The organism is Photobacterium leiognathi, assembly GCF_030685535.1.
Taxonomy (GTDB): domain Bacteria; phylum Pseudomonadota; class Gammaproteobacteria; order Enterobacterales; family Vibrionaceae; genus Photobacterium; species Photobacterium leiognathi.
This window is the reverse complement of record NZ_CP131599.1, coordinates 1,099,682-1,126,674: the sequence shown is the minus strand read 5'-3', so window position 1 is coordinate 1,126,674 and position 26,993 is coordinate 1,099,682. Positions and strand designations below refer to the sequence as shown.

The window sequence follows — 26,993 nt, the reverse complement described above, 5'->3', positions numbered from 1 at the left end:
TAAGGAGATGTAGTGTAGATGGGGGTATTTGTGACTGCTACTGTGGGTTATATGAGTTATAAATCTAACTTGATGTGACTCCGTCACCCGATGACAGAGTCACATATTTAGTTTTTCAGAAGATACGTTTTAGGATGGGTGTCTTACAAATAAGATAGCCAATCGCAAAAGAGCCTATCACCGAAGGAATAGCAATAACGACAAAGTTTATTAAGGGAGTCTGAGTCATAAAAGACTGATAAAAATCTGCGGTAAATTTCATTGGGACATTCTGCACAACGTAAGCAGCAAAAGCGGTTCGGGTCAATAATGAGCTCCATCGCCCCTTGGTATTGAATAGCTCTTTGAAGCAATATAGCAGAAACATCGACATACCTATCACGGTGAATCCACGAGTAACCATATCTGCATCAAAACCATAGCCGGAAGCTATCGGCTTGATGAATGACATCGCTATAATCCACATAAGGATCCCATAAAAGGCGTGTTTCAATTCCAGCTTATCTAGCCATTGGTACTTGTAAGTCATAATACCTAAGTAAAACATACTGATATACATAGGAAAATTTTTAAGGAGATGAAAGCCCAAGAAATCACTACCTAGCGTTTTCATTAGGTACAAGCCAAAGAAATTGAAAGGGATCATAATGATCGTAAACAGTAGAATCGTCCAAAATGAAGGGATCGGTTTATCAACGAAAACTTTTTGATTTCTAGCGCTGATTTGAGAGTAGAGTGTAAATACCCCGCAAAACACGAACAAGGTCCAACAGTACCAGGTAACGCCTAATTCAATATTTCCGGAAAGGAAAAAGTCTTTAATGTTTGATATGGCAAATTCAGTCGACATGATTGGAAAGATCACCAGTAAGGTCATTAAAGTAGGAAGTCCGAGGCGCTTTAGTTTATCCAATATAAACTTTACAGCCCCTTTATGCTCAAAGGAGGGGAGAACGAAGTAAGCGGAGATAAAGAAAAATAGTGACATGAAATATGACACATTGATTTTCACAAATGTGTCTAATATCGAATATTGATATTGCATCGATGCTTTGACGGGAGGCAAATTATACCCGATGTCATTCCAGTATGCCGTCATCGCACTATGAAACAAAATCACAATTATCGTCAACACCCACTTAATATTATCCAGGTAGTCGTAGCGCTTAGCTTTTATTGAATTATTCATTAGTTTCCTGTTTTGTTTTAACTTTTTAAAACTCCAAAAAAGACAGCATGATAAGAATAAAAACAGCTGGTTTATGTGAGTTTTCTATTTTTAAAATCAGTTGTTTATTGTTTATATCGAATCACATGCTCGTGACGATTATCTTAGATAAGATTAAATGGGTAAGCTTACATTGAGTGTATTTGCCCTGATCCCGTTATAGATACCGATTTAAGCGCGGGTGTTCCTGTAAGATAGAGATCACCACTACCTGAAATATTGACTGAAGCCTGATCTTTTATATCGGCATAAACACTACCAGAGCCTGAAATATGAATATCTGCATGACTAGCTTGGACGCCTGATTTATATGTTCCTGAGTTCTCAAGTTTAATCGTTTGCAAATTTACCTTACCTTCTGAAATATTAATGGAACCACTATTTGCAAGTGATGAATTAAGGTTATTTGCATTAAGGTTGCTGATATTAATTGACCCACTATTTTTCAGGTTAAGCTGGAAGTTATTTGTATTTAAATTTCCAACTGAAATACTGCTGCTATTAACGAGTGCAATATTGGTTGAATCACGGACATTAATTTTTTCAGCCGAAATACTACCGCTATTTTCGGCATTTAAATCAAGATCTTTTGCCTTGATGTTAGAGGAAATAACAACTTTTCCTGAGTTCTTTGTACTAATCTCAGTGATGTCTTTCATAACAACGTAGTATTTCACCGAGTTAGGCTGATAGTTATTACTATGTTTTAGGTTTAAATTGAGCGTGTTCCGAGTTTTAAATACATCAAGTTCAGGTACGAGTGCCTTATCTATCTCTATTCTTAGAGAGTCCTTATTCCCTTGTTTAATGAAAAGATCCCCCGCGGAATTTAAAGTGATCTTGGAAACCCCTTGAATATTTTTATGCATTATTACGGTTTCAGCCATAGCTTTTGAAAAAGAGAGGGTACCAATAGCCAGGAGCATTGTTACGAAAAGTGAACATTTTCTCATCGGATGTCCTTTTAAATGTTTAATTACTGTATACAACGTAGCTGGGTACGTTAAACAAAAAATATAGTGTTATTTTGTTAACAACTGCCAATCTTTTGTAAAATAACATTAATGGGTGATACATGAAACATTGTTTATTTAACAAATGACGGGGCGTGATATTAGGGCGAAACACTGATTAAGCTATTTAATACGTTGTTGCCGAGAAGTGCCTAGCTGCTTATATACACATCAAAATGGTAATAAAGAAAAAGGCGCTCAATGAGCGCCTTTATTGTTATATAGCAAGTGTAAATCAGGCTTCGCCAATGACCACTAAACAGTTAGGTAATTCGTTTTTAGCCTCTGTTAGTGGATAAGCATTCGCTAATAACTTACTCGATTGCTCTAAGCATTGCAGAAAGCCTTCGTAAGTTTTGCCATCACGCACATTATGGGTAAAGTCGGAGACAATCGAGCTCCATGCTTCATCGCTAATGTGTTCGCTAATGCCGTAATCAGTGATTATTTCAACATAATGCTCAGCTTCACAAACAAAGATCATCACGCCTAAATGCTGCTTTGTACGGTGAATGCCGTTGGCAAGAAATTGCTCTCTCGCAACTAAGCTCGCACGGCGATGTTTGACGGATTTTGGCACTAGGCGGTATTTAATCGCTGGTATTCTAAATAGCAGAGTAAAGACGATAAAGCCTGCTAATTGACACATTAGAATATCGTTTAGCTCTAACCAAAAAGGCGTGAAGTTGAGTAGGGCAGGGATAAATAATGCAATGATCGCTGCCCATAACGTTGGTACAAAGTAATAATCGTCAGCTTGGGTAGCCACAACGGTCATTAACTCGGCATCGGTTGTTTTCTCAATATCACCAATGGTTTGGCTAATTGTTTCTAGTTGTTCATTTGTAAATAGCTTCACTTACCATCCTCCTGATGCGCCGCCGCCACCGAAGCCGCCACCGCCACCACTAAAGCCACCGCCGCCGCTGCTTCCACCACCAAAACCGCCGTTACCACCAGAGTGTGGGAAGTGATTTGATGAGCCGAAGCCACCACTACTAAAGACATCGCCATTACGACGGTAATAGCGTGAACGGTTACTGCGACGTCGACTAAAGGCAATGATTTGAATAACAATTACAAACAGAATAAACAAGTAGAGATCGTATGGTGGTTGCTCTTCTTGAATAACGGGTTTGTATTCGCCTTTAATGGCACCAATGATGGCTAATGTGCCTTTTTCGATACCTTGGGCAAAGCGACCAGCTTTAAATTCAGGTTTGATTTCATGGTTAATGATGCTGATTGCGGTTGCGTCAGGCAATGCACCTTCTAAACCGTAACCGACTTCAATTCGGATTTTCTTGTCGTTATAAGCAACAATCAATAACACGCCATTGTCATGTTGCTTGGTGCCAATGCCCCATTTACGCCCCAGTTGATAACCGTAGTCAGCAATAGGGACGCCATTAGTTGAAGGCACGGTAACCACCACTACTTGGTTTGATGAGGTTTTTTCTTCATCAGCAAGCAGCTGTTCTAGCTGCTGCTTTTGTGTGGCATTGAGTATATGCGCTTCATCAACTACTCGACCCGTGAGTTTAGGAAACACGGGTTGAGCAAAGCTAGCATGGCTTATGAATAACAAGAGTCCGGCAAATAACAGGACTTTTTTCATCATTAGAAGGCTACCTTAGGTGCAACATCAGCATTGGGTGTTGTTGCTGAGAAGTTTGGTTTTGCTTTCAGATCGCTGTACATGATCCAGTGCCAAATACGACCAGGGAAGGTACGGATTTCAGTATTGAATGCTTTTACGCTGTTGATGTAATCACGACGTGCCACAGCAATACGGTTTTCTGTGCCTTCAAGTTGTGCTTGTAGGGCTACGAATTGCTCGTTTGCTTTTAGATCAGGGTAGCGCTCTGAAACCACCATTAAACGAGACAGCGCACTGCTTAGCTCGCCTTGGGCTGCTTCAAACTTCTTAAATGCTTCAGGGTTATTTAATGTCTCTGGTGTGACTTGCATAGAAGAGACTTTTGAACGCGCTTCAGTCACAGCGGTTAATGTGTCTTTTTCATGGCTTGCATAACCTTTTACTGTCGCAACAAGGTTAGGGATAAGATCTGCACGACGTTGGTAGTTATTTTCTACCTGTGCCCAGTCTGCGTTTACTTGCTCATCAAGTGTCGGGATGGTGTTGATACCACAAACTGTTAATTGAAGAAGTAGAGCAAGGCTAAATACCCATTTCAGCATTTTTGGAAATTTAAACATCAGTATCCCTTATGTTATGTATTGTTTCAGTGATATTTGCTTTGTTTATAGGTAATTGAACAATGCAAAATTGCACTATTCTATACATATTAAGCATAAATAAAACTAAACAAGTGTTATAAATATGTCATTGTTATTTTTAGTATAAAAAATGAAACATCAGCAATATTTATTACTAAGTTACGCTAGATAATGGTTAGTTTTGTTAGGAATGAGATAAATGAAAACAGCTCAAGAAGGGGAAAACTTGAGCTGTTTGGTTGAATTCCTGTTCTATGGATCTAATTCTGACATGTTCGCCAGAGTTAGAGTTATTTCGCTTTAATATTGTTTATCAAACTTGTTGCTTTAATAATGCTAGTGCTTCATGCATTGAAGAGAAAACATGATGACCAAAGGCTTTTACTTCATCACTTGGTTCTACTAAATCAATGATTTGAAAAGCGTGCATATTGGCAGCAATCGCTGCAGTTATACCATTATTAGAATCTTCAAACGCAAGGCATTGCTCTGGTTTAACATTCAGTCGTTTAGCCGCAAGTAGGTAAATTTCTGGATCAGGTTTGCCTTTGCTGACTTCATCACCCGCAGTGATAGCAGAGAAGAACGAACTAAGCCCAGCAAGTTCAAGTTTCTTTAATGCTAATTGTTTATTCGTTGATGTCGCTACAACCATAGGTACATGTTGCTGTTGTAGCCATTGCAGTAGCTCTATGACACCGTTTTTGACTGGAATTGCCTGATTTTCGACAATGTTAAGGTAAGTCTGTTTCCATTGTTTTCTAAAAACAGGGTAGTCCATAGTATCGCCATAGCTAGCACGTAATACTTCTTCAACACCTGACTCATTACGTCCAATGATATTAAGGTAAGCTGTTTCTAAATAGGGAAGGTTGAAACTTTTACAAGTTTGTTTAAAAACATCCATACAAACACGTTCAGTATCAAGTAATAAACCATCCATATCAAAAATAAATGCGCTGAATTTCATTTGATCGGCTAACTTTTAAATAAGAAAATTATATTATACTAATAAGTAAGTTTTATTGAAATAAATGCGTTGTTAAATTAGATTGATTACTCAACATTAAATTTGTTAATTGTGACATAAGCATATTAATTAAATACTTACTTATTTAGGATTTAAGAAATCTTATTGGTAGAATTATTACTCCTTTTAATAAAAAGAGTAATAACAATGAAAAATGTAAAAATTAAATCACTTCCTAGCTTTATAAAAAAAAGTTGATGCTCATTTAGAGGCAGATATTTACTCTCGTAAAAATAAAAAACATCTTGTATTAGGTAAAGCTCCTTCAGAAACATCAATTAACTTGCAAAGTAATGATTACTTGGCGATCATCGGTAACGAATATATTCGTCAACAACACTTAAAAGCCATCACTGAACATAAACATGAAGTGGTCATGTCTGCTGTTTTTCAACACCAATCAGAAACAGGCGATACATTTGAAGAGCAATTGGCAGCACTGACTGGTTTTGATAAATGTGTCCTTTCACAATCAGGTTGGGCGGCAAATGTCGGACTGATCCAAACCATTATTCCTAAAGGCACGCCGATTTATATCGACTTCTTTGCTCACATGTCGTTATGGGATGGGGCAAAACGCGCTGAAGGGAATATTCAAACTTTCTTGCATAACAATATGCGTCATTTAGAAAAACAAATTAAACGTGAAGGACCTGGATTGATCATGGTGGATTCGGTTTACAGCACCATTGGTACGGTTGCTCCGCTGCATACATTAGTGGAGATAGCGAATCGCTACGGTTGTGCCTTGTTGGTAGATGAATCTCACTCATTAGGTACGCATGGTAAAAATGGTGCAGGGCTGGTGGCTGAATTAGGGCTTACAGATCAAGTTGATTTCTTAACGGCAAGTTTAGCAAAAGCCTTTGCTTATCGTGCAGGGGCGATTTTATGTAGTAAGGAAGTTGCACAGTCATTCCCGTTTACTGCGTTTCCTGCGATTTTTAGTTCAGCTTTGCTCAATCATGAATTAGAGATCTTAAAAGCCACATTGGATGTGATTAAAGGGGCTGATGATAAGCGTAAAAACTTATTTATTCAGTCTGAAAAGTTACGTGCAGGCTTAGGGAATGCTGGATATCGCATTCAAAGTGAGTCCCAAATTATCGCATTGGAAAGTGGTAATGATGAAAATACCGAAGTGATCCGTGATTATCTAGAATCACGTGATGTTTTTGGTTCTGTGTTCTGCTCCCCAGCGACACCAAAGAATAAGAACGTTATTCGTATTTCATTAAACAGCGATGTAACCAATGAGGAAATTGAAACCATCGTATCTGTTTGCAAAGCTATGCGAGAGGATTTAGCACTAAAGTAATTTAGATTTTTTACCCACTACCACCTTACGTTCACGTAAACGTTATGAGGGTAGTGGGTATTTTTTTGATGATTAATTAAGGTAGCGATCTATGGTTTCAAATATTTGATCTTTTGTCGCTGGTTTGAAGATAAAACCATTCATGCCAGCGGCTTTTAACTCTTGCTGTTGCTCTGTATTAAGAGAAGCAGAGAAACAGATGATCGGAGTATGATGATGGTTTTTGTATTGGTCATTACCACGTATCTGTTTCGCAGTTTCCAATCCCCCCATTAATGGCATCTCTAAATCCATCATAATAAGGTCAACATTATGTGTATCTAAATGTTGTAGTGCTTTTAGTCCGTTTTCTGCGTGAATAACATGGTAACCACTACGCTGTAATAAAATACCTGTGTACATCCGAAGTGAAGTATTATCATCAACCAATAAAATTGATTGAGTTTCTAAACTATTTGGGCTGGGAACTGTTTCTTGATTAAAGTGAGTGAAAAAGTATCTACAGATCCCTTCTGTTACTCCCGGCTTAAGTTTATCTAGATTTACTAACTTATAATTAACCTTTGGATTTAAAATTAAGTGTAAAGCTTTCTCTTCACGGTAAAGGTAAAGCACTTTGGTTGTTGATAAAGCTAATTTATGCTGAAGTTTTGTCATGTAATAATTATGCTCACCATAACTATCAAGGTTGACTAAAATCATGTCAGCTTGGTTTAAGTGCTGATCAATATCAACAAGGCGGAATGGGCTTACCGTTAGGAAGTGATAACCAAAAGAAAATGAGTTCTTTTGTAGTTCAAACACATCTTGATTGTTATCACCAATGTACAAAAGGCGCTTTTGCGCTAGCAGTTCGTATTTAAGCTTATTTGTTGATTTTGAATCAATTTTTGGAAGTAGGATAGTGAATTCAGTCCACTCTCCTTGCTGTGACTGGCAGCAAATAGAACCACCAAATGCAGTGATAACTTTTTGACAAAAAGGTAGACCAAGTCCTGAACTGTTTTTCTTACCATGAGTATAAAACTCATCGAAAATAGAGCTTATGTTGCTTTTAGCGATACCAATACCTGTATCTTTTACTTTAATAACATTGTGTAATTTATTTATATCAATATTAATTTCGATACTAAAATTCTTTTTACCTTTATAATAAAGTGCATTTTTCATTAAGTTGAAAATAACGTAGCGAAACAAAATATCACTACCAAAGTAAGTCATATCCTTATTATATTTAACGGTAACTAGATTTCTGTCTTCAGATGATTGATAGCCATAGCTTTCAACGGCATTTTTAATAACATTAACGATTGAGTATTCTTGAAATGTGTTTTTTGAAATAGCATGTTCGTTAATTGAACTTAATAATAGGTTAATTGTTTCATTACTATTATTAATAACCGTCATGTTACTTCTAATAATAGACTTTAATTCATTGATATTTTCTTCATTATTATGTGCACATTGCTCGCTACGTTGGCGCAGAATATCTAACATTAACTCCATCGAAGAATAAAGCGAACTGAATGGGTTACGCATTTCATGGGCGATGCCAGCACTGAAACTACGAGCAAAAAGCAATTGGTCCTCATAATGGACGTGATTTCGATAGTGGGATGCAATGCCTGTTACATAAGCAAAGGAAATGACAGCAACATAGCCCCAGTGAAAATTATGGATTTCGACATGATTGAAAGATAAAGCAGCAGTAACACCTGTGGCAATACCAATAATCGACATACCAGTAATGATGTAGACATCATAAATCAATAAAATAGAAAGAAAGACGGCTGTCATGAATGACATGATCCAGATAATTGACCAATCATTCATTAGTAACATATAGCTAAAGAAAAAGGGCAAAGCAATGGTTAACGTAAAGACAAAATGGATGTCTTTAAAACGTGAAAACCAATTGGGCATGTGATCTTTTAAAATAAAAGGAATAAAAAGGGAGCCACAAATAACTCTAAGCAATAAGTTTTCATATTGTTGGGGGAATAAATAGTTCCAAACAATATAGTACAAAGGAAAACCAATTGCACCTAGGTAGCCAATAATTGATAAATTAGGTTCAAAGTATCGGTAAACATTATTAATTCTATTTTTTATACTCATTGTCTATGAACTTCTAGTTATTAGCTTGAGTACTATAAACCAAAATGACTAAATTAAAAAATCAAATTGAGTTTATGCTATCGAGCTCACCTTACTAATATTTTCATTTCTATCGATACATGTTATTTCCCTATGTTTAATAATTATTCCCAATGTGTATTGGTTATTTGACTTGTATGTATCACTTTTTAATTCACACTCTCATTGTGAATATATTGTTACATTTACCATTCTGTTGATTACCTAGTGGCTTTCTTTGTTTTGATGGTTTTTTAAACTGTGATTTTGGTTTTATTTTGATTTAATGTTAAAAATGTGTAACCATTTATACTTAATTGATCGTTCAATAAAAATAAATGGGGGCATTATGCCAAAGGTTGGAATGCCTGATATTCGTAAACCACAGCTTGTAAATGCCACGATGGCAGTCATTGAACGAGTTGGCTTACATGCAGCAAGTATCTCTTTGATCAGTAAAGAAGCAGGGGTGTCAACGGGGATTATCAATCACTATTTTGGTGGTAAGCATGGTTTATTAGAAGAGACTATGCGTGAAATTTTACGTCGTTTGTCAATGAGTGTTACAACCTCATTAAGCCAAATCCCACGCAATGATCATCAAGCTCGAATTAATGCCATTATCATGAGTAATTTTGATGGTTACCAAGCTGAAAATAAAGTAGCGAAAACATGGTTAGCTTTTTGGTCTTACGCTATGCATGACGCACAGTTGGGACGTTTGCAGCGAGTTAATGAAAAACGTTTGCTATCGCATTTAAAGATCGAATTAAAAGGGCTACTACCACATTCTCAAGCTGAACTGGTTGCCCATGGTATAGCTTCATTAATTGATGGTATCTGGTTACGCGGAACATTAAACCCTAAAGGTATTGATGCGAATAATGCTCGCATGATCATTAATGATTATTTAGAAAAGCAACTGGCTTTTTATTCAAAATTATAATTTCTCAGAGTTTCAAATGGATATGAAATCACTATACATAGATGGTAACTATGTTACTGCATCGTCTGATATTCAATTTACAACGTATAACCCAGCTAATGGTCAACCGCTAGCAACTATTGGGCAAGCCTCTCAAGCGGATCTTGAGTTAGCCATTAGTGCAGCTAAAAAAGGCTTTTCTACATGGTCGACTATGACGGCAACTGAGCGTAGCCGTATTTTATTACGTGCTGTGGAGTTACTGCGAGAGCGCAATGACGAATTAGCAGCATTGGAAGTAAAAGATACTGGTAAACCGTTACAAGAAGCGATAGCAGTTGATATAGAAACCGGTGCTGATGTTATTGAATACTTTGCTGGGTTAGCACCTGGGCTTCAAGGCGAGCAGCAACCTTTAAGTGAAAATCAGTTTTTTTACACGCGTCGAGAACCATTGGGCATTTGTGCTGGTATTGGTGCGTGGAATTATCCTATTCAAATTGCGATGTGGAAATCAGCGCCTGCGCTTGCTGCGGGTAATGCCATGATTTTCAAACCATCGGAAGAAACACCGTTATCAGCTCTAAAGCTTGCTGAGATTTTTACTGAAGCAGGTCTACCGGATGGCGTTTTTAACGTTGTACAAGGTGATTACCGAGTAGGACAGATGCTAACGGCACACCCTGATATCGCTAAAGTGTCATTTACGGGTGAAATCGGCACAGGTAAAGCGGTAATGGCTGATAGTGCTAAAACCTTAAAGTCGGTCACGATGGAATTAGGCGGCAAATCGCCAATGATCATTTTTGATGATGCTAATGTCGATCATGCAGTTTCTGCAGCAATGGTGGCTAACTTCTATACCCAAGGTGAAGTATGTACACATGGCACACGTGTTTATGTTCATGAGACTATTTACGACACCTTTATAGAGCAACTTAAGCGTCGAACTGAGTTATTAATCGTTGGCGATCCGATGAATATGGAGACTCAAATTGGCGCATTGATTTCAAAATCACACTTATCAAAAGTGCTATCAGCCATTGATACCGCTAAACAAAGTGGTGCCACCTTGCTGACTGGCGGATACCAATGTACTGATAATGGGTTAGCCCAAGGTAATTTCGTTCAACCTACCGTTTTTATTGATTGCGACGAATCTATGTCTCATGTTCAAAATGAAATTTTTGGGCCTGTGATGTCGGTAATTAAGTTTAGCGATGAAACCGATGTTATCGCTCGCGCCAATAATACTCACTATGGTTTAGCTGCGGGGGTGTTTACCCAAAACTTAGCGAGAGCCCACCGCGTTATCCATCAATTACAAGCAGGGATCTGTTGGGTTAATACATGGGGGGATTCTCCTGCGCAAATGCCTGTTGGCGGTTATAAGCAATCAGGGATTGGACGCGAAAATGGAATAGAAACCTTACAACATTATACCCAAACCAAAAGTGTACTGATTGAATTGGGCGATTACCAAAGCCCTTATGCTTAATGGATGGAGTCGATTTTGATGGATCAAAATAAGCAGCAAAATAACCCCCAGCATTATGACTACATTATTGTTGGCGCGGGTTCGGCAGGGTGTGTATTAGCTGACCGTTTAAGTGAAAGCGGTGAATATGATGTGTTATTGCTAGAAGCTGGTGGTAGTGATCGCAGTATTTTTATTCAAATGCCAACGGCACTGTCATACCCAATGAACAGTGAAAAATATGCATGGCAGTTTGAAACTCAAGCAGAACAAGGCTTAAACGGACGTAAATTACATTGTCCACGAGGCAAAGTACTGGGCGGTAGTTCTTCTATCAACGGCATGGTGTATGTACGTGGTCACGCATGTGATTATGACGAATGGGAACAAGAAGGGGCTACAGGCTGGAATTACCAAGCATGTTTACCGTATTTTCGTCGTGCTGAAACATGGTTCAAAGGCGGTAACGCTTATCGTGGTAGCAAAGGTCTTGTTGGCACGTGTAATGGTAATGACATGGCACTCAATCCACTTTACAAAGCCTTTATTGATGCTGGTAAAGAAGCTGGTTATCCCGAAACGGATGATTACAATGGTTACCAACAAGAAGGGTTTGGTGCCATGCATATGACTGTTGATAAAGGTGTGCGTGCATCGACATCGAATGCTTATTTACGTCGTGCATTAAAACGTCCAAACCTGACGTTGAAAAAAGGTATTGTGGCACGAAAAGTCCTTTTAGAAGGTAAAAAAGCGGTAGGCGTTGAATTTGAACAGTCAGGTAAGCTATCTCAAGTATTGACGCACAAAAGAAGTGATATCTAGTGCTGGATCCATTGGTTCAGTCCAGTTATTACAATTGTCAGGCATTGGACCTGCTGCAGTATTGGAAAACGCGCAGATTAATCTTGTGCATGATCTTCCAGGGGTGGGGGCTAATTTACAAGATCACTTAGAAGTTTACTTCCAATACCACTGTAATGAAGCTATTACCTTGAACAGTAAATTAGATTTAGTCAGCAAAGGTAAAATTGGCGCGCAATGGCTATTAACTCATACCGGTTTAGGTGCGACTAACCATTTTGAATCTTGCGCCTTTATTCGTTCGCGTAAAGGGTTAAAGTGGTAAAATATTCAATATCACTTTCTACCTGCAGCGATGCGATACGATGGTCGTGCTGCATTTGATGGTCATGGCTTCCAAGTGCATGTGGGGCCTAATAAGCCACAGAGCCGAGGTACAGTTTCTGTTGTATCTAATGATCCGCATGCAAAACCTAAAATTGAATTCAATTACATCTCTACCGAGCAAGATAAGCAGGATTGGCGAGATTGTATTCGTTTAACCCGTGAAATTATGGCGCAATCAGCATTGGATCAATACCGTGGTGATGAGATTCAACCGGGAGCGGATGTCACGTCTGATCAGGCTATTGATCAGTGGGTAAAAGAAAATGTCGAGAGTGCTTATCATCCATCTTGTACTTGTAAAATGGGTGATGATGACGATGTGATGGCAGTACTGGATCCACAGTGTCGTGTTCGCGGTATTGAAAACTTGCGTGTTGTTGATTCTTCTATATTTCCGACGATTCCGAACGGTAACCTTAATGCGCCAACAATCATGGTTGCTGAGCGAGCTGCTGACTTTATTTTACAGAGAACCCCGCTTCCTGCAGGCAATGTACCTGTATGGATTGCCCCTGATTGGGAAACGACCCAACGAAATAATTCACAATAAGTACGTGGGATATACGTACTTAATAATGATAAATAAAAAGACAAAGGAATAATTATGTCTGTTACTAAAAAAACACTTCTTGCCTTAGCGTTAAGCTCAGTTGCTTTTAATAGTTATGCTAACCAATGTGATACGGTACGTTTTGCTGATGTAGGCTGGACGGATATTACAGCAACCACAGCGGTAACTTCTGAGCTTTTAAAAGGAATGGGTTACAGTACGAAAACTGATTTACTGTCAGTACCCGTGACGTACTCATCAATGGCGAATGGTGATATTGATGTCTTTTTAGGTAATTGGATGCCGACCATGGAAGGCGATATTGCGAAATATCGTGAAGCCAAAACGGTTGAAACAGTAAAAGCGAATTTAGAAGGTGCAAAATATACGTTAGCTGTACCTAAGTATGTTTATGACGCAGGTGTTAAGAGCTTTGCAGATTTGGCAAAACATGCGGATAAATTTAAAGGCCGTATTTACGGTATTGAACCTGGTAATGATGGTAACCGTTTGATTCAATCAATGATTGATACGAATGCGTTTGGTTTAAAAGACTTTAGTTTAGTGGAATCAAGTGAAGCAGGGATGGTTTCGCAAGTATCTCGATCTGTACGCCGTGATCAGTGGATTGTTTATTTAGGTTGGGCACCACACCCAATGAATAGCAACGTTGAAATGGAATACCTTGCTGGTGGTGATGACTTTTTTGGACCTAACTATGGTGGTGCCAATGTGTACACCAATGTTCGTAGTAACTATTTAACCGAGTGTCCAAACGTTGGACAACTTCTGAAAAATCTTTCATTTAGCTTAGAAATGGAAAATAGCTTAATGGAAGCGATCCTTAATCAAAAGGTTCAACCTGAAAAAGCAGCACGTCAATGGTTGAGCGAAAACCCACAGCAAGTGGAAGCATGGCTCAAAGACGTTAAAACTCGCGAAGGTAAAGTAGTCACCACTGCGGTGTTGGATTACTTAAAGCAATCTTAATCCTTTCTTCAAATACTGCATTAATAATCACTTCTTGTTTATTAGCGCAGGTACTTCTTTGTTATTAGCTATTGTAAAACTTCATAAAAATAAGGTGGTAAGCATCGTCTTATCAAATAAAAGGCAAAAGTGTGAATTTCATTACGGATAATAAAATCCCTTTGGGTCAATGGATGGAAGCAGGTGTTGATTGGTTAACTATCAATGCTGCAGGGTTATTTGACGCCATTTCATTTTTCTTAGAAACCGTAATTCTATTTTTAGTTGATGTATTTAAGTGGATGCCGCCAGCACTGCCTATTTTAATCACCGCGGCGTTAGCATGGTACTTACACCGTAAAATTTCATTAGTGGTTTTTGTTGTCGCAGCATTATTAGTTATTTTAAACTTAGGCTACTGGCAGGAGATGTTAGAAACCTTTGTGTTAGTCTTTGCTGCCACAAGTATTTCAGTGCTTATTGGTGTCCCAATCGGGATCATGTCTGCGCATCGTCCTTGGTTGTACACCCTGATGCGACCTATTTTAGATTTAATGCAAACAGTGCCGACGTTTGTTTATTTAATTCCAACGCTGGTTTTGTTCGGACTAGGTATTGTACCGGGACTTATCTCGACCATTATTTTTGCCATTGCAGCGCCAATACGACTCACGTATTTAGGGATCACGAAAGTACCTGAAGATTTAATTGAAGCAGGCAAAGCGTTTGGTGCAAGTCGAATGAAGTTACTGTTAAAAGTCGAGTTACCCGCAGCGATGCCGAGTATTATGGCGGGCATCACCCAATGCATTATGTTGTCTTTGTCTATGGTGGTTATTGCCGCGTTAGTCGGTGCTGATGGATTAGGAAAACCTGTTGTACGTGCACTAAATACCGTGAACATTTCGCAAGGTTTTGAAGCGGGACTTGCGATTGTATTGGTTGCGATTATTTTAGACCGATTATGTAAAACACCAGCACAAAAGGAGCTGTGATCATGAATGCAATAACGATTAACAATCTGGATGTGGTGTTTGGCGATAAACAGCAACAAGCCTTAGCGTTATTAGATCAAGGTAAAAGCCGTCAACAAATTATTGATGAAACAAACCAAGTTGTTGGGGTTAATAACGTTAGCCTGCAAATCAAAGAAGGCGAGATTTGCGTACTAATGGGGTTGTCTGGTTCGGGTAAATCAAGTTTATTACGCGCGGTTAATGGATTGAACGATATAAGCCGTGGCGAATTGTTGATTAAAGATGGTGAACAAACTGTAGATTTAGCAAACTGTTCAAAAGCTAAGTTACAGCATCTTCGTACTCATCGTGTCTCGATGGTGTTTCAAAAATTTGCCTTAATGCCATGGCTAACTGTATTAGATAACGTTGCTTTTGGGCTTGAAATGCAAAATATCCCGAAAAAAGAGCGCCATCAGCGCGCTAGAGAGCAGTTAGAAATGGTGGGGCTGGCTGAATGGGAAGATAAGTATCCATCAGAGTTATCGGGCGGGATGCAGCAACGGGTGGGACTAGCACGTGCATTTGTTATGGATACGGATATTTTACTGATGGATGAGCCTTTTTCAGCGCTTGATCCATTAATCCGTGCGCAGCTACAAGATGAATTATTAGCACTACAAAGCAAACTAAATAAGACGATTTTGTTTGTCAGTCACGATTTAGATGAAGCACTTAAAATTGGTAACAATATCGCGATCATGGAGTCAGGAGAGCTGATTCAACACGGAAAACCTGAAGAGATTGTACTGAATCCGAAAACAGATTATGTGCGTGATTTTGTCGCATATACTAATCCGTTAAATGTATTGAAAGGGCGCTCATTGATGACGCCAGTAAACGCGTTAGAGCAACGGGGGAATACTTATAAAGTCTGTGATGCTGATGAGCTTTGGATCGCCCAGAATCAGGACACGCTGTCTATCGTGAATGAAGGTAATGTTGATTGTCTTTCATGGCAACTTACAGATGCTATTCCAAGTCATATTAATGACACCACTATAGTGATGGTCAGCCCTGATATTACTATGCGAGATGCCATTGAGCTGAAGCGACTCAATAACAAACCATTGCTCATGGTTGAAAATAATCAATTGGTTGGGGTATTACATAACAAAGATGTTTATAACGCGCTGTTAGGTGATTTTCAGCTGGCGTCTTAATGAAAATCGGTCAACAAAGACGATATAAACGTCATTGTTGACCGTGATTTTTAGTTTGCTAAAGGTACGGCACGGTTGATAAACAATTTACGATCAACCTTATAATCTGTTGCGTAGTGACGCAGTTTACAGTCGTTGCCTGCATCACAACCACAGCTTAGGCAGCGGTTGGCTTCATCAATAGCTGCTTGCTGTGAAAGCCCTGTTTCTACTTCACTAAAGCTTTGTTCTCTTTGCGCTAGGGTAAGCTCTGGCATTTTAGCGCGTAGTAATTTACCTAAAGCATGATTCAACTTAGCATCAATTTCTTGGGTATTATCACCTGTTGTTATCGATGCCATCACACGTTTTAGCTTTTCTGCATGTTCAGGACGGATCAAATGGCTACGTTCAACATTACGAGAACGGAAAGACTCCGTGTAAAGCTTTTCCATGTTACCGCCAAAGTATTCATCAATGGCTTTTGCTGCTTTACGGCCATCAGCAATTGCTTCAATTGCAGTGGCTGGACCGCGACGAAAATCACCAATGGCAAAGATATTCTTGACCCCAGAGTGCATGGTCGCTTTATCAACATTGATGGTATTCCAACGGCTAAATGATAATTCAATGTCTTCGTTAGCTAAAAAGCTGGTATCTGTTTTTTGTGATACTGCTGCGATCACAGTATCAAAGTCTTCAAGTGTGTACTCACTGGTTGGTTTTGGTGAGCAGCGGCCAGAGGCATCAGGTTCACCTAGTGCCATTGTTTCTAATTTCACTTGGCAAACACGGCCGTTTTCATCAGCAATATTCTCAACAGGATTGGTTAAAAAGTGGAATTTCACGCCTTCGTGTTCTGCTTCTTCGATCTCGTAGGTTTCTGCTGGCATTTCATCGCGGGTACGACGGTAAATAAGGGTAGTGTCAGCGCCTAAACGTAATGCAGAGCGGGCACAGTCAATTGCAGTATTACCACCACCAATAACAGCGACTTTCTTGCCAACGCTGTATTGTTTTTCCATCGCCAGATCTTTTAAGAAATCAACACCTAAGTAACAACCATCAAGATCGCTACCCGTATAGTTCATTTCACTTGCTTGTGACGCACCAATGGCTAAGCAAACAGAATCAAACTCTTCACTTAAAGAAGTAAGGGTAAAATCTTCACCTAATTTTGTATTGGTTTTAATTGTCATGCCATTGCGACACATGATGTCGATTTCTTTATCTAGAATGGCTTTAGGTAAGCGGTATTCGGGAATGCCGTAACGTAACCAACCACTAGCTTGCGGCATTGATTCAAATACAGTGACGTTGTAACCTTCATTGCTAAGGAAGTAACCGCAACTTAAACCACCAGGGCCTGCACCAACGATGGCAATGTTTTTGCCTTTGCTTTCTTTCTTAACTGGCGTGTAGTTTTCAATTTTTTTAAGATCGATATCTGCAGCATAACGTTTAAGCTGGCGAATCGCTAATGGTTCATCAACTAAGTTACGTTGGCATTTTGCTTCACAGAAAGCAGGACAAACACGACCAATAGATAGCGGCATTGGCAGTGTTTTTTTAATCACTTCAATGGCTTTTAAATGTTCGTTATTGGCAATGAAGTACAGATATGACTGAATATCTACGTTTGCAGGGCAGGCAATTTGACAAGGTGGCACGCTACAGTTGGTATTGGCTCGCTGTAAAATACGTTCAAGGCTGTGTTTTCTAATATTCGCTAGAATTTGCGATTCTGTAGTTACAACCATGCCGTCGATGGGTTGAATATCACAAGCTTTTACAATCCCTTTTCCTGCGATTTCAACATCGCAAAGTATGCAGTCTTGACCGAAACCATCAACATCACATAAAGAAGGAATTTCAATACCACATTTTTTTGCGGCTGCTAAAAGGGTTTGGTTTTTATCGATGTTATAAGATTGTCCATCAATAGTAATAGTAACCATTAATTGCCTCTATTGTTATTTATTTACTCGGCAGCAATATTTGCTTGGTTATTTGCAGTTAATGATTATGAAAGAAAATTGAATATATTTTTAAAAGATAAATAAGTAGGGCAGTGTTATTTATCGATCATGGGTATTAAGAATCAATAGCATTGAGCAGCTATTACATTCATTTTTATAATCATTATACAAATCTTTTAAATTATATCTCATACCTAATTCAAATAAAATATGACTGACTCAACGTTGATGGGACGATATTAGAAATTTTAAAACAGTATTCTTCTCTTTATTTCATTCATTTTATCTTTCAGTGCTAATTTATTTTTTCAAATTGTTGACGAATAAAATTAACAAATAGACTTGTACGCTGGGCTAGGTGCTTACGTTTCGGATAAAGGATATATAAAGGCAAACGATTGGGTGTAAACCAATCTGGTAATATATTAATAATATGTGTTCGTTTATCACTATCTAAGTGACTGAGTGCCATTTCATCGAGCATAGCAATACCGCAGCCTTTGATCATTGCCTCGGTCATAACAGTGACTAGGCTAAAACTCATTGAAGGTTTAAGAATAATATTTGTCTTTTCTTGTGTTGTTTGATTAATAAAGCACCATTTATCGAGCGTGAATTCGCTATTTCGATAAATAATGTGCTGGTGCTCAATCAAATCCAATGGATGAGTAATAGCAGGATTACGCGCTATATAGCTTGAGTGGGCGAAAGGTTTACATTGAAGGTGGCGAATGTAATGGCCCACATAACCATCAGGTGGCGTTTCTGTGAAGTAAAAAGCGACATCAAAACCTTGATCGATCAGATCGAGTGGTGTTTCAGTAAAGGCGACTTCTAATTCAATATTAGGATGGCACAAATTGAAGTCAGCAAGATGTTCACTCAGTAGCGTTGAACCAAAAGATGCTGATGCTGCAATACGAAGTTTTCCTGATACTGAATTGGTTACATGTAATTGTTTATTGATAGATTCTGCGTGCGCAAATAGTGCTTTTACTTGTTTGTAGAATGCTAATCCATCATAGGTTAGGTTGAATTGTCTTGTTGTTCGCTGAATAAGTTGAGTATCTAAAAGCGCTTCAAGTTGGCGTAGTTGACGACTGATATGGGCACTTGAACAGTTTAATTTTACTGCTGCTTTTGCGATGCTCTTTTCTTCGCATAACGCCAAATAAATAGGGACGTAACTTAGCCACTTTATTTCCATATGGTAATTTTGAATCTCTAATTGTTCACTTCTGGTAAGAATAAAGAACAATTAAACTGACTGCAATGAATGAACAGGGCGTTAAATATGCAGTTTGAAACATGGCTTGAAAGTCAAAAGCTTAAAGACACTATTACTAACCCTAATATAGAAATCGGTGATTACAGTTATTATTCAGGTTATTACCATGGTAAATCGTTTGAGGAGCAAGCGGTTCGCTACTTGCTTGGTGATCAGGTCACACAAGAGGTTTGGCAAAGTGGGGTATTTGGCGAGGTTGATAAACTGATCATTGGTAAATTTTGCTCTATTGCGTCAGGGGCAATATTCATGATGGCGGGAAATCAAGGTCACCGCATTGATTGGATTTCAACATTCCCGTTTGGTAATGCGTTTGGTGACGATGTCCCAAGTGGTTTTAAGCGTGCTGGTGATACCGTGATTGGTAATGATGTTTGGATTGGCTCTGAAGCGATGATAATGCCAGGAGTTAACATTGGTAATGGCGCGGTGATCGGCTCACGTTCAGTGATCACCAAAGATGTTGCGCCTTATACTGTTGTCGTCGCTAATAACCATGTGGTTAAAGAGCGCTTTACGCCAGAACAAGTTGAGATGCTAACGGAAATGCAATGGTGGGATTGGTCAGAGCAACAACTAAAACAAGCCATGCAATTGATGTGCAGTGGCGATGTTGAACAGCTTTACAACTATTACCTTGAGCATATTAAAGAATAAAAAATAGGGCAGTGAATATTTTCGCTGCCCTATATCTAACTAATAACAGATTAGTTACTGTACGATTTCGCCACTTTCGATAACCGTTTTACGTACTTCATCGAATAACTTATCTTATTCAGAAAGGTGAGAGAACCTTTACCCGCTATGGCTTTATGGTAACTCTTAGCTTTTTTATATTTTAAGTGAAAAAACATGAGAAACTAAACCTGAATTTCTCATGTTTTTACAAATGGTAAGAGTTACTTATCAAAGTTGTTTTGCGACTTTTAAACTCGTTTTTGGACAAAAGTTTGTTAGGCACTTTGCTCTATTTTAGCTGGTACGTATTAGGAAAAGTAGGGATAACGCCGCTTAAATTCCTTGTTAGCAGTTCGAGCAATATAAAAGAGCTAAGTCTTTTTTTAAATCATCTGGTTCTGGCTTGTAGCAAACATCCCAATTATATAAGCCATTAAGAATATTATATTTAACTAATAGTGCATTAAATTTGGTCGACCCATACTTACTCAATGCATTGTAAAATAATAGATTTAACTCATATCTTGATAATTGCGCTCTTAATATATTTGCATATGAATCGTTCTTGCCTGTAGAGTCTGCTAGCTGAAGAGTGTAATAAAGGTTTCTAAAATAATGCCCTAATATATGCCCATGATCGTGGTAAAAGTTATTATAGATTTCCCCTATTAATTTAACCCGATCATCTGGTTTCATTTGTCTTATTAGAGTATCTCCAATTGCTTCAATTCTAGATTTATCATCATCTATGATACTTGCATCAAATAGACCTTTAAATAATTCATTTTTATTTTCACTTAGCCCGAAGTAGTAAATAACTAACTCTCTCCCAGTGCCTTCATTTAAAGGGGAACGCTCTTCAATGATACGGGATAGAAAATCGTAGGCAAAGCTCGGAAGTTCAGTCGGATCTTCCTGAATTTTTCTTCTAGCAAAAGAAAAGCAAAAATCATTATAGCTAATATCGAATTGTTCCGATAAAGCTTTGAAAGCATCAAAACCAACAGAGCCTTTATATACAGTTTGATTAGTCTTGGACTGATGGAAATTTAGCAAAGAATAAAAGGAGTTTTCTTCACTTTGTTGTTTAAACTGTGCTTTAGTTTGATCCATAGAGTACAGAAGACCGATAAATGCAAGAACACTTACTATCGGACTTAGAACACCACCAAAGAAAGAACCAAATTCACCCCAAACTGAATGAGAATCGGAAAGCCCACCATGGAACTCTTTAACATATAAAAGTAAAATTATTACGGCAAAAAGACTAAATATTGAGATTGTAAATTTATATTTCATTCTATAACGACCTATTCAGGATACGACAATGAGACTGCTAACAGTATATTAATAAGCATTCTTACCTTCGCGCAAAAATATACTCATAAAATACCTTTATCATAATCGATATAATCTATATATATCATGAAGTTGATAGCACTTTATCACACTGAACGCTTTGTTAGAGGGTATGAAAAGTAAGAAATGTATTTAATCAGTCTTATTAAAAACAGAACTCACGCAATAAAGTCACCACGGTTCATTAAACTGTTTATATATACAGTCAATATAACTAATCCAAAATCACGTTAACACGATATGAATGAGTAAAAGATCTAACACATAAAGGGGCAAAAGCGAGTTAGCCACTCGCTTCGTTTATTTGTGATCACCAAGCGATTCTGTCGTACCTTAACTACCAAGCGATTCTGTCGGGATTAATGTACTAAGTATTGAATATCGCACTTTGAAATAGATAGTCAGTTACAGTGTCTTAGAGAAGATAAAAGATTTCTTTAATTAGAGGAACACAACTTTTCAAGTAACGCAGCTTTATCTTCATCACTCAGTTTTTCAATGGCGCACACAAGTTCTGCACTTAATTCATTCTCACAGAAGAAATAATGCAGCGGAACACCTAGCTCTTCTGCCATACGCTTCAAAGTACCAATATCTGGTACATGACGCCCTTTTTCATAATGATTCATTCGGCCGCTTGCAGAGCTTTCTTCCATACCTATTTTCACCCCTAAATCCTTCTGGGTGATTTTTGCTTTTTTACGCGCAGCCTTGAGCCTCGCTGGAATGGGGTTGTTGTATTCCACTTAGACATTTCTTTTAAACCTATAGATAACTTAGATTGTCTAAGTTTTACTGATTTTTGTATACTTAGCAATCCTAAGTTTTTATTGGTATAAATTTACACATGAATACAATCATCAAAATAAATGCTCATATGTTTAACCTATTGATTGAAAATAAGATGGATGATTTTTCGGTGATAGAGCTTAGAGATGCGCTACTGAGTCAAGATATGTCGTTTACTGATAAAGAAGAAGCAAGGCAATATGTCTATAGACAACTTCTATCGTTTGAAAAAAATGGATGGCTAACATCTTTAGGCAAAAGAAGAGATAAACGTTACTCAATAACAGATAAATTTCGAGCTCAATCTTTTGCGCCAAAAAGTGATGAAAAGCTAAAAACATCAAATTGTGTTGGCAACATTATCGAAATCCTAGTTCAAGAGAAAAAGGAGTATGAAGCTGAGCTCGCAATAACACTGGGCGAAGTAGAAGAATACCAATCATTACTTAATCGTTTCCCTAATGACGAGGAAATATTGATCCCGCTTTTTGATACAGCTAAAGAACGCTCCGCTAAACTTTTGGGCAAAGTTAATGCGTTAACAAATCGTTTGGAGGTAAAAAATAGCAAGGTGTCCCTATGCTGAGGTTGTGGCAGTCGGAGTGCGCTAATAAAGCGTTAGATAAATATATCAATGGACATTCACACTTCTTTTGCCAAGCGACTCCAGGTGCTGGAAAGACAATCATGGCCGCGGATGTCGCCAAATCATTATTGAATAATGATGAAATAGACTTAGTACTCTGTTTTTCGCCTTCTTCTGCAGTCGCAGAGGGAATCAAAGCGACATTTTCAATTTATTTATCATGCGCGTTTAGTGGGGGCTTAGGAACTTTAGGAGCATCGTACACATACCAAAGCATCAAATATCTTGATGATTCTTTTTGGGAAACATTAAAGAAATATCGAATTTTTGTCGTGTTTGATGAAATCCATCATTGTTCGTTTGACGAAGATGGGAAAAGTAATTCATGGGGAGAGCAAGTCGTATGTAAAGTACAGCGACTAGCTAAATATACATTAGCCCTATCAGGTACGCCTTGGCGCTCTGATCGTTTACCCATAGCAATGGCGGAATATTCTGATCCTGAAGGAATGTTAGTCTGTGATTATCAATATACATTAAATCAAGCTGTTAAAGATAATGTCTGTCGTCGGCCTAAGATTGTATTAGTTGATAATGAAGGTTTATCGATTAAAGATGAATCTAGTCACTCATTTTCATCAATTGCTGACTTACTTCAACATACAAAAGCGTCATATCAATCGATTATCCATAATCAGGCTGCTGTTATCTATATATTAAAGTCGGCTTGTATAAAGCTCTGCGAGATTAGAAAAAGAACACCGAATGCAGCAGGGCTGATTGTTGCAGCTTCAGTATCACACGCTAAATGGATACAAAAGTTGTTAGATGTTGAACTTAAGCAAACTGTTTCTATCGTTACTTATCACCATCAATCTCCAATGGAAGAAATTCAACGTTTTAGAAATGATAAAACACAATGGATAGTCAGTGTGGGAATGATTAGTGAAGGTACTGATATACCAAGACTTCAAGTTTGTTGTCACTTAAGTGCGGTTAAAACCGAGTTATATTTTAGACAGGTATTGGGGCGTATTTTGCGTGTAACGAATAGCGTTAATCAAGATGCATGGTTTTATACATTTGCTGAAAGTAATTTGGTCGAGTTTGCTGAACGTATAGAACAAGATATACCAGAGTCTTGTATGTATATCGATGCTGCTCAGTCTGTCAAATGCATCATTAGTAACAGGAAAATAAAAGCCAATGAAAGTAGTACGACTTCAGATAGTGGTTTTTCTTCACTTTTAATTGATTGGGAAGACGAAGTGTCAAATAGTTCTAACAGTAGCAGTGAAATGATTTATCAAGAATCTGAACGTATCAAATTAGGGCAATATAGAGAGCGAGTAATTGCAGCTTTTAGTTAATTAAAGTGAAGCTAACTATGTGATCAAACAACATAAATAACAAATCTTGTTACGATCAAATACTACAATCATATGAACTTTGTTATATAATCATCTGCAATAACAGATGGAATGAAAGTCACATGGTCGAAAAATTTTCCAAATCTCAGCTTTCTGAAGCCGACATTATTTCTAAATTTATCCTTCCAGCTATTAAAGCTAATGGCTGGAATGATATGACGCAAATACGCCAGGAAGTAAAATTACGAGATGGTAAGGTCGTCGTACGTGGGCAGATTGCGGCTCGTAAAAAAGTGAAATCGGCCGATATTGTGTTGTACCACAAGCCGAGTATTCCACTTGCCGTTGTTGAAGCTAAGGCTAACAAGCACGAGATCGGCAAAGGCATGCAGCAGGGGTTGGATTACGCATCATTGCTTGAAGTTCCATTCGTCTTTGCCAGTAATGGTGATGGTTTTATATTTCACGATAAAACAAATCCAGCAAAGCTAGAGTCTGAAATTAGTTTAGAAGATTTTCCTTCCCCACAAATGCTTTGGGAAAAGTACTGCCAATGGAAAGGCTATACTGCTACGCAATTACCATTGATCACGCAAGATTACTATGACGATGGTAGTGGTAAGTCTCCACGTTATTATCAATTAAATGCGATTAATAAGACTATTGAAGCCGTATCTTCTGGTGAAGACCGTATCTTGCTAGTGATGGCGACAGGTACAGGTAAAACCTATACCGCATTTCAAATCATCTGGCGCCTTTGGAAATCAGGGACTAAGAAACGTATTCTTTTCCTAGCAGATCGTAATATTTTGGTCGATCAAACCAAAAATAACGATTTTCAGCCGTTTGATACCGCAATGACCAAAATTGGTAATCGTAGTATCGATCCTGCGTTTGAAATTCATCTTGGCCTTTACCAAGCAATGACTGGACAAGAAGAAGACAAGAAAATATTTAAGAATGTCAGTCCAGACTTCTTCGATTTAATTGTTGTGGATGAGTGCCATCGGGGTAGTGCGTCTGAAGATAGCGCATGGCGAGAGATTTTAGAGTATTTCAGCTCTGCAACTCAAATAGGCTTAACTGCAACACCAAAAGAAACCGATGAAGTTTCTAACATCGAATACTTCGGTGAACCTGTCTATACCTATTCGTTAAAACAAGGTATTGAAGACGGTTTCCTTGCCCCTTACAAAGTGGTTCGTGTTGATTTAGACGTTGATTTACAAGGTTGGCGACCAACAAAAGGGCAAAAAGATAAACACGGTGAAACCATTACAGATCGAATCTACAACCAGAAAGACTTCGATCGCACCATGGTGATTGATGAGCGGACAGAATTAGTCGCTCAAACCATCACGAACTATTTAAAACGTACGGATCCAATGGCAAAAACCATCGTCTTTTGTAACGACATTGACCATGCAGAGCGTATGCGTCGTGCCATTGCCAACTGCTGTCCTGAGCAAATGGCTAAGAATGAAAAGTACGTGATGAAAATTACTGGCGATGATGAAATTGGTAAAGCTCAACTAGATAATTTCATTAACCCGAAAAAGGCATACCCTGTAATTGCAACAACATCAGAGTTGATGACCACAGGGGTTGATGCAAAAACGTGTAAATTAGTTGTTCTCGATACCACGATTAAATCGATGACGAAGTTTAAGCAGATCATCGGTCGTGGAACACGAATTGATGATCGCTACGGAAAATTATGGTTTTCGATTTTAGATTTCAAAAAAGCGACAGAGCTATTTGCTGATGAACGCTTTGATGGAACACCTGAGCGAGTAAAAGTGGCGAAGCCTGATGACTTTGAAAACCCAGAAGATCTGGATGATATTGTCAATGGCATTGATGGCGAAGATACGTTAGAAACACCGTTTGACGATGATGATATTGATCCGAATACAATTTTAGAGCCGACACCACCGCCATATACGCCCTCGGGAGATGACAATACACCGCAAGGTGGAGATGAACCGGTTCAGGAAGAAGTGAAGAAATTCCATGTATCAGGTGTCACCGTCACTAAAATTGCTGAGCGTGTGCAATATTACGATAGTGATGGCAAGTTAGTGACAGAGTCATTCAAAGACTACACACGTAAAGCCATGGCAACGCAATTTTCCTCGTTAGATGATTTTACCAAGCGTTGGAATGATGCCGATCGCAAGCAAGCGATTATTGATGAATTAGCTGAGCTTGGCATTATTTGGGATGCTTTAGAGCAAGAAGTGGGTAAAGAAATGGATCCATTCGATATGATTTGTCATGTCGTTTACGACCAGCCACCACTAACCCGAAAAGAGCGTGCAGAGAACGTTAAAAAGCGTAATTACTTTACTAAGTACGGTGAAACAGCGCAGCATGTGTTGAATAATCTACTTGAAAAGTACGCCGATGAAGGTGTGCAAGAGATTGAAAATATTCACGTTCTAAAAGTAAAACCATTTGATGAAATGGGTCGTCCAAAAGAAATCATTAATAAAGGCTTTGGTGGTAAACCGCAATATTTAGAAGCAGTTAATGAGTTAGAAGCCGCTATCTATCAGCCTCAATTAGATCAATCCGCATAAACGATGACCCTTTCATCACATACTTGTATGAAAGGGTTGTTTTAAAACTAGTCGAGTAACTTGTAATTTGTCGTAACTGAGCAAATACCTATCAATTTAGACTGGTATCTATCAGTTATTTCAACA

Annotated in this window: 20 protein-coding genes and 2 pseudogenes; 11 read left to right on the top strand and 11 right to left on the bottom strand. The window is 38.3% G+C overall.

Annotated features, from left to right (window positions below):
* Window positions 1–115: 115 nt before the first annotated feature.
* From Q7674_RS05215 to Q7674_RS05190, 6 genes are all read right to left on the bottom strand, one after another.
* Window positions 116–1,189 carry an acyltransferase family protein gene (locus Q7674_RS05215; RefSeq protein WP_045065745.1) on the bottom strand — a complete coding sequence of 358 codons (1,074 nt, stop codon included), beginning with the start codon at window positions 1,187–1,189 and terminating at the stop codon, window positions 116–118.
* A 167-nt stretch (window positions 1,190–1,356) separates the two neighbouring features.
* Window positions 1,357–2,181, bottom strand: a complete 825-nt coding sequence (locus Q7674_RS05210; RefSeq protein ID WP_045065743.1) for a GIN domain-containing protein — start codon at window positions 2,179–2,181, stop codon at window positions 1,357–1,359.
* 295 nt (window positions 2,182–2,476) lie between these two features.
* A complete protein-coding gene (locus Q7674_RS05205; protein WP_008989083.1) occupies window positions 2,477–3,100 on the bottom strand; it encodes a TPM domain-containing protein in 624 nt (207 codons plus the stop codon).
* A complete protein-coding gene (locus Q7674_RS05200; RefSeq protein WP_045065742.1) occupies window positions 3,101–3,862 on the bottom strand; it encodes a TPM domain-containing protein in 762 nt (253 codons plus the stop codon).
* Window positions 3,862–4,461 (bottom strand): LemA family protein, encoded by a 600-nt coding sequence (locus tag Q7674_RS05195; RefSeq protein ID WP_305421955.1) that lies wholly within the window; start codon window positions 4,459–4,461, stop codon window positions 3,862–3,864. The genes Q7674_RS05200 and Q7674_RS05195 overlap by 1 nt, the downstream gene beginning before the upstream one ends.
* A 334-nt stretch (window positions 4,462–4,795) precedes the next feature.
* Complete coding sequence (locus Q7674_RS05190; RefSeq protein ID WP_045065738.1) at window positions 4,796–5,452, bottom strand: HAD family hydrolase; 657 nt, start codon at window positions 5,450–5,452, stop codon at window positions 4,796–4,798.
* Window positions 5,453–5,659: 207 nt separating this feature from the next.
* On the opposite strand from Q7674_RS05190, the pseudogene cqsA reads away from it, so the two are divergent.
* Window positions 5,660–6,830, top strand: a pseudogene (gene cqsA / locus Q7674_RS05185) (alpha-hydroxyketone-type quorum-sensing autoinducer synthase).
* Window positions 6,831–6,902: 72 nt separating this feature from the next.
* Here cqsA and Q7674_RS05180 read toward each other — a convergent pair.
* The gene (locus tag Q7674_RS05180) at window positions 6,903–8,948 is read right to left on the bottom strand and encodes a hybrid sensor histidine kinase/response regulator (RefSeq protein ID WP_045065736.1); all 2,046 of its coding nucleotides are present in this window, start codon (window positions 8,946–8,948) and stop codon (window positions 6,903–6,905) included.
* A 367-nt stretch (window positions 8,949–9,315) separates the two neighbouring features.
* Between Q7674_RS05180 and betI the strand changes: the two genes are divergently transcribed.
* The 6 genes and pseudogenes from betI (at window position 9,316) to choV (ending at window position 16,257) form a co-directional block, all read left to right on the top strand.
* The gene (gene betI / locus Q7674_RS05175) at window positions 9,316–9,912 is read left to right on the top strand and encodes a transcriptional regulator BetI (protein ID WP_045065764.1); all 597 of its coding nucleotides are present in this window, start codon (window positions 9,316–9,318) and stop codon (window positions 9,910–9,912) included.
* Between the two features lie 16 nt (window positions 9,913–9,928).
* Window positions 9,929–11,389: a betaine-aldehyde dehydrogenase gene (gene betB, locus Q7674_RS05170; protein WP_305421952.1), complete on the top strand. Its 1,461-nt coding sequence runs from the start codon at window positions 9,929–9,931 to the stop codon at window positions 11,387–11,389.
* Between the two features lie 18 nt (window positions 11,390–11,407).
* Window positions 11,408–13,109 (top strand): annotated as a pseudogene (gene betA, locus Q7674_RS05165) (choline dehydrogenase).
* Between the two features lie 54 nt (window positions 13,110–13,163).
* On the top strand, window positions 13,164–14,099 hold the full coding sequence (locus tag Q7674_RS05160; RefSeq protein WP_305421950.1) for a choline ABC transporter substrate-binding protein: 936 nt from the start codon (window positions 13,164–13,166) through the stop codon (window positions 14,097–14,099).
* 131 nt (window positions 14,100–14,230) lie between these two features.
* Entirely contained in the window at window positions 14,231–15,073 is an 843-nt protein-coding gene (gene choW, locus Q7674_RS05155) for a choline ABC transporter permease subunit (RefSeq protein WP_006645056.1), read from the top strand.
* Between the two features lie 2 nt (window positions 15,074–15,075).
* Window positions 15,076–16,257: a choline ABC transporter ATP-binding protein gene (gene choV, locus Q7674_RS05150; RefSeq protein ID WP_045065731.1), complete on the top strand. Its 1,182-nt coding sequence runs from the start codon at window positions 15,076–15,078 to the stop codon at window positions 16,255–16,257.
* A 50-nt stretch (window positions 16,258–16,307) separates the two neighbouring features.
* On the opposite strand, the gene Q7674_RS05145 is transcribed toward choV, so the two are convergent.
* Window positions 16,308–18,194 carry an FAD-dependent oxidoreductase gene (locus Q7674_RS05145; protein WP_305421947.1) on the bottom strand — a complete coding sequence of 629 codons (1,887 nt, stop codon included), beginning with the start codon at window positions 18,192–18,194 and terminating at the stop codon, window positions 16,308–16,310.
* A 316-nt stretch (window positions 18,195–18,510) separates the two neighbouring features.
* On the bottom strand, window positions 18,511–19,422 hold the full coding sequence (locus Q7674_RS05140; RefSeq protein ID WP_045065728.1) for a LysR family transcriptional regulator: 912 nt from the start codon (window positions 19,420–19,422) through the stop codon (window positions 18,511–18,513).
* A gap of 87 nt (window positions 19,423–19,509) precedes the next feature.
* Between Q7674_RS05140 and Q7674_RS05135 the strand changes: the two genes are divergently transcribed.
* A complete protein-coding gene (locus Q7674_RS05135; protein ID WP_045065727.1) occupies window positions 19,510–20,160 on the top strand; it encodes a CatB-related O-acetyltransferase in 651 nt (216 codons plus the stop codon).
* 366 nt (window positions 20,161–20,526) lie between these two features.
* On the opposite strand, the gene Q7674_RS05130 is transcribed toward Q7674_RS05135, so the two are convergent.
* Window positions 20,527–21,480 (bottom strand): putative phage abortive infection protein, encoded by a 954-nt coding sequence (locus Q7674_RS05130; protein WP_045065725.1) that lies wholly within the window; start codon window positions 21,478–21,480, stop codon window positions 20,527–20,529.
* A 497-nt stretch (window positions 21,481–21,977) separates the two neighbouring features.
* The gene (locus Q7674_RS05125) at window positions 21,978–22,286 is read right to left on the bottom strand and encodes a helix-turn-helix domain-containing protein (RefSeq protein ID WP_107229542.1); all 309 of its coding nucleotides are present in this window, start codon (window positions 22,284–22,286) and stop codon (window positions 21,978–21,980) included.
* Window positions 22,287–22,387: 101 nt separating this feature from the next.
* Here Q7674_RS05125 and Q7674_RS05120 point away from each other — a divergent pair, with 101 nt between their 5' ends.
* The 3 genes from Q7674_RS05120 (at window position 22,388) to hsdR (ending at window position 26,867) form a co-directional block, all read left to right on the top strand.
* Entirely contained in the window at window positions 22,388–22,915 is a 528-nt protein-coding gene (locus Q7674_RS05120; protein ID WP_107229543.1) for a VspR family transcription factor, read from the top strand.
* On the top strand, window positions 22,909–24,285 hold the full coding sequence (locus tag Q7674_RS05115; protein ID WP_107229544.1) for a DEAD/DEAH box helicase: 1,377 nt from the start codon (window positions 22,909–22,911) through the stop codon (window positions 24,283–24,285). The genes Q7674_RS05120 and Q7674_RS05115 overlap by 7 nt, the downstream gene beginning before the upstream one ends.
* A 122-nt stretch (window positions 24,286–24,407) precedes the next feature.
* Window positions 24,408–26,867, top strand: a complete 2,460-nt coding sequence (hsdR, locus tag Q7674_RS05110; protein ID WP_107229545.1) for an EcoAI/FtnUII family type I restriction enzme subunit R — start codon at window positions 24,408–24,410, stop codon at window positions 26,865–26,867.
* Window positions 26,868–26,993 lie beyond the last annotated feature (126 nt).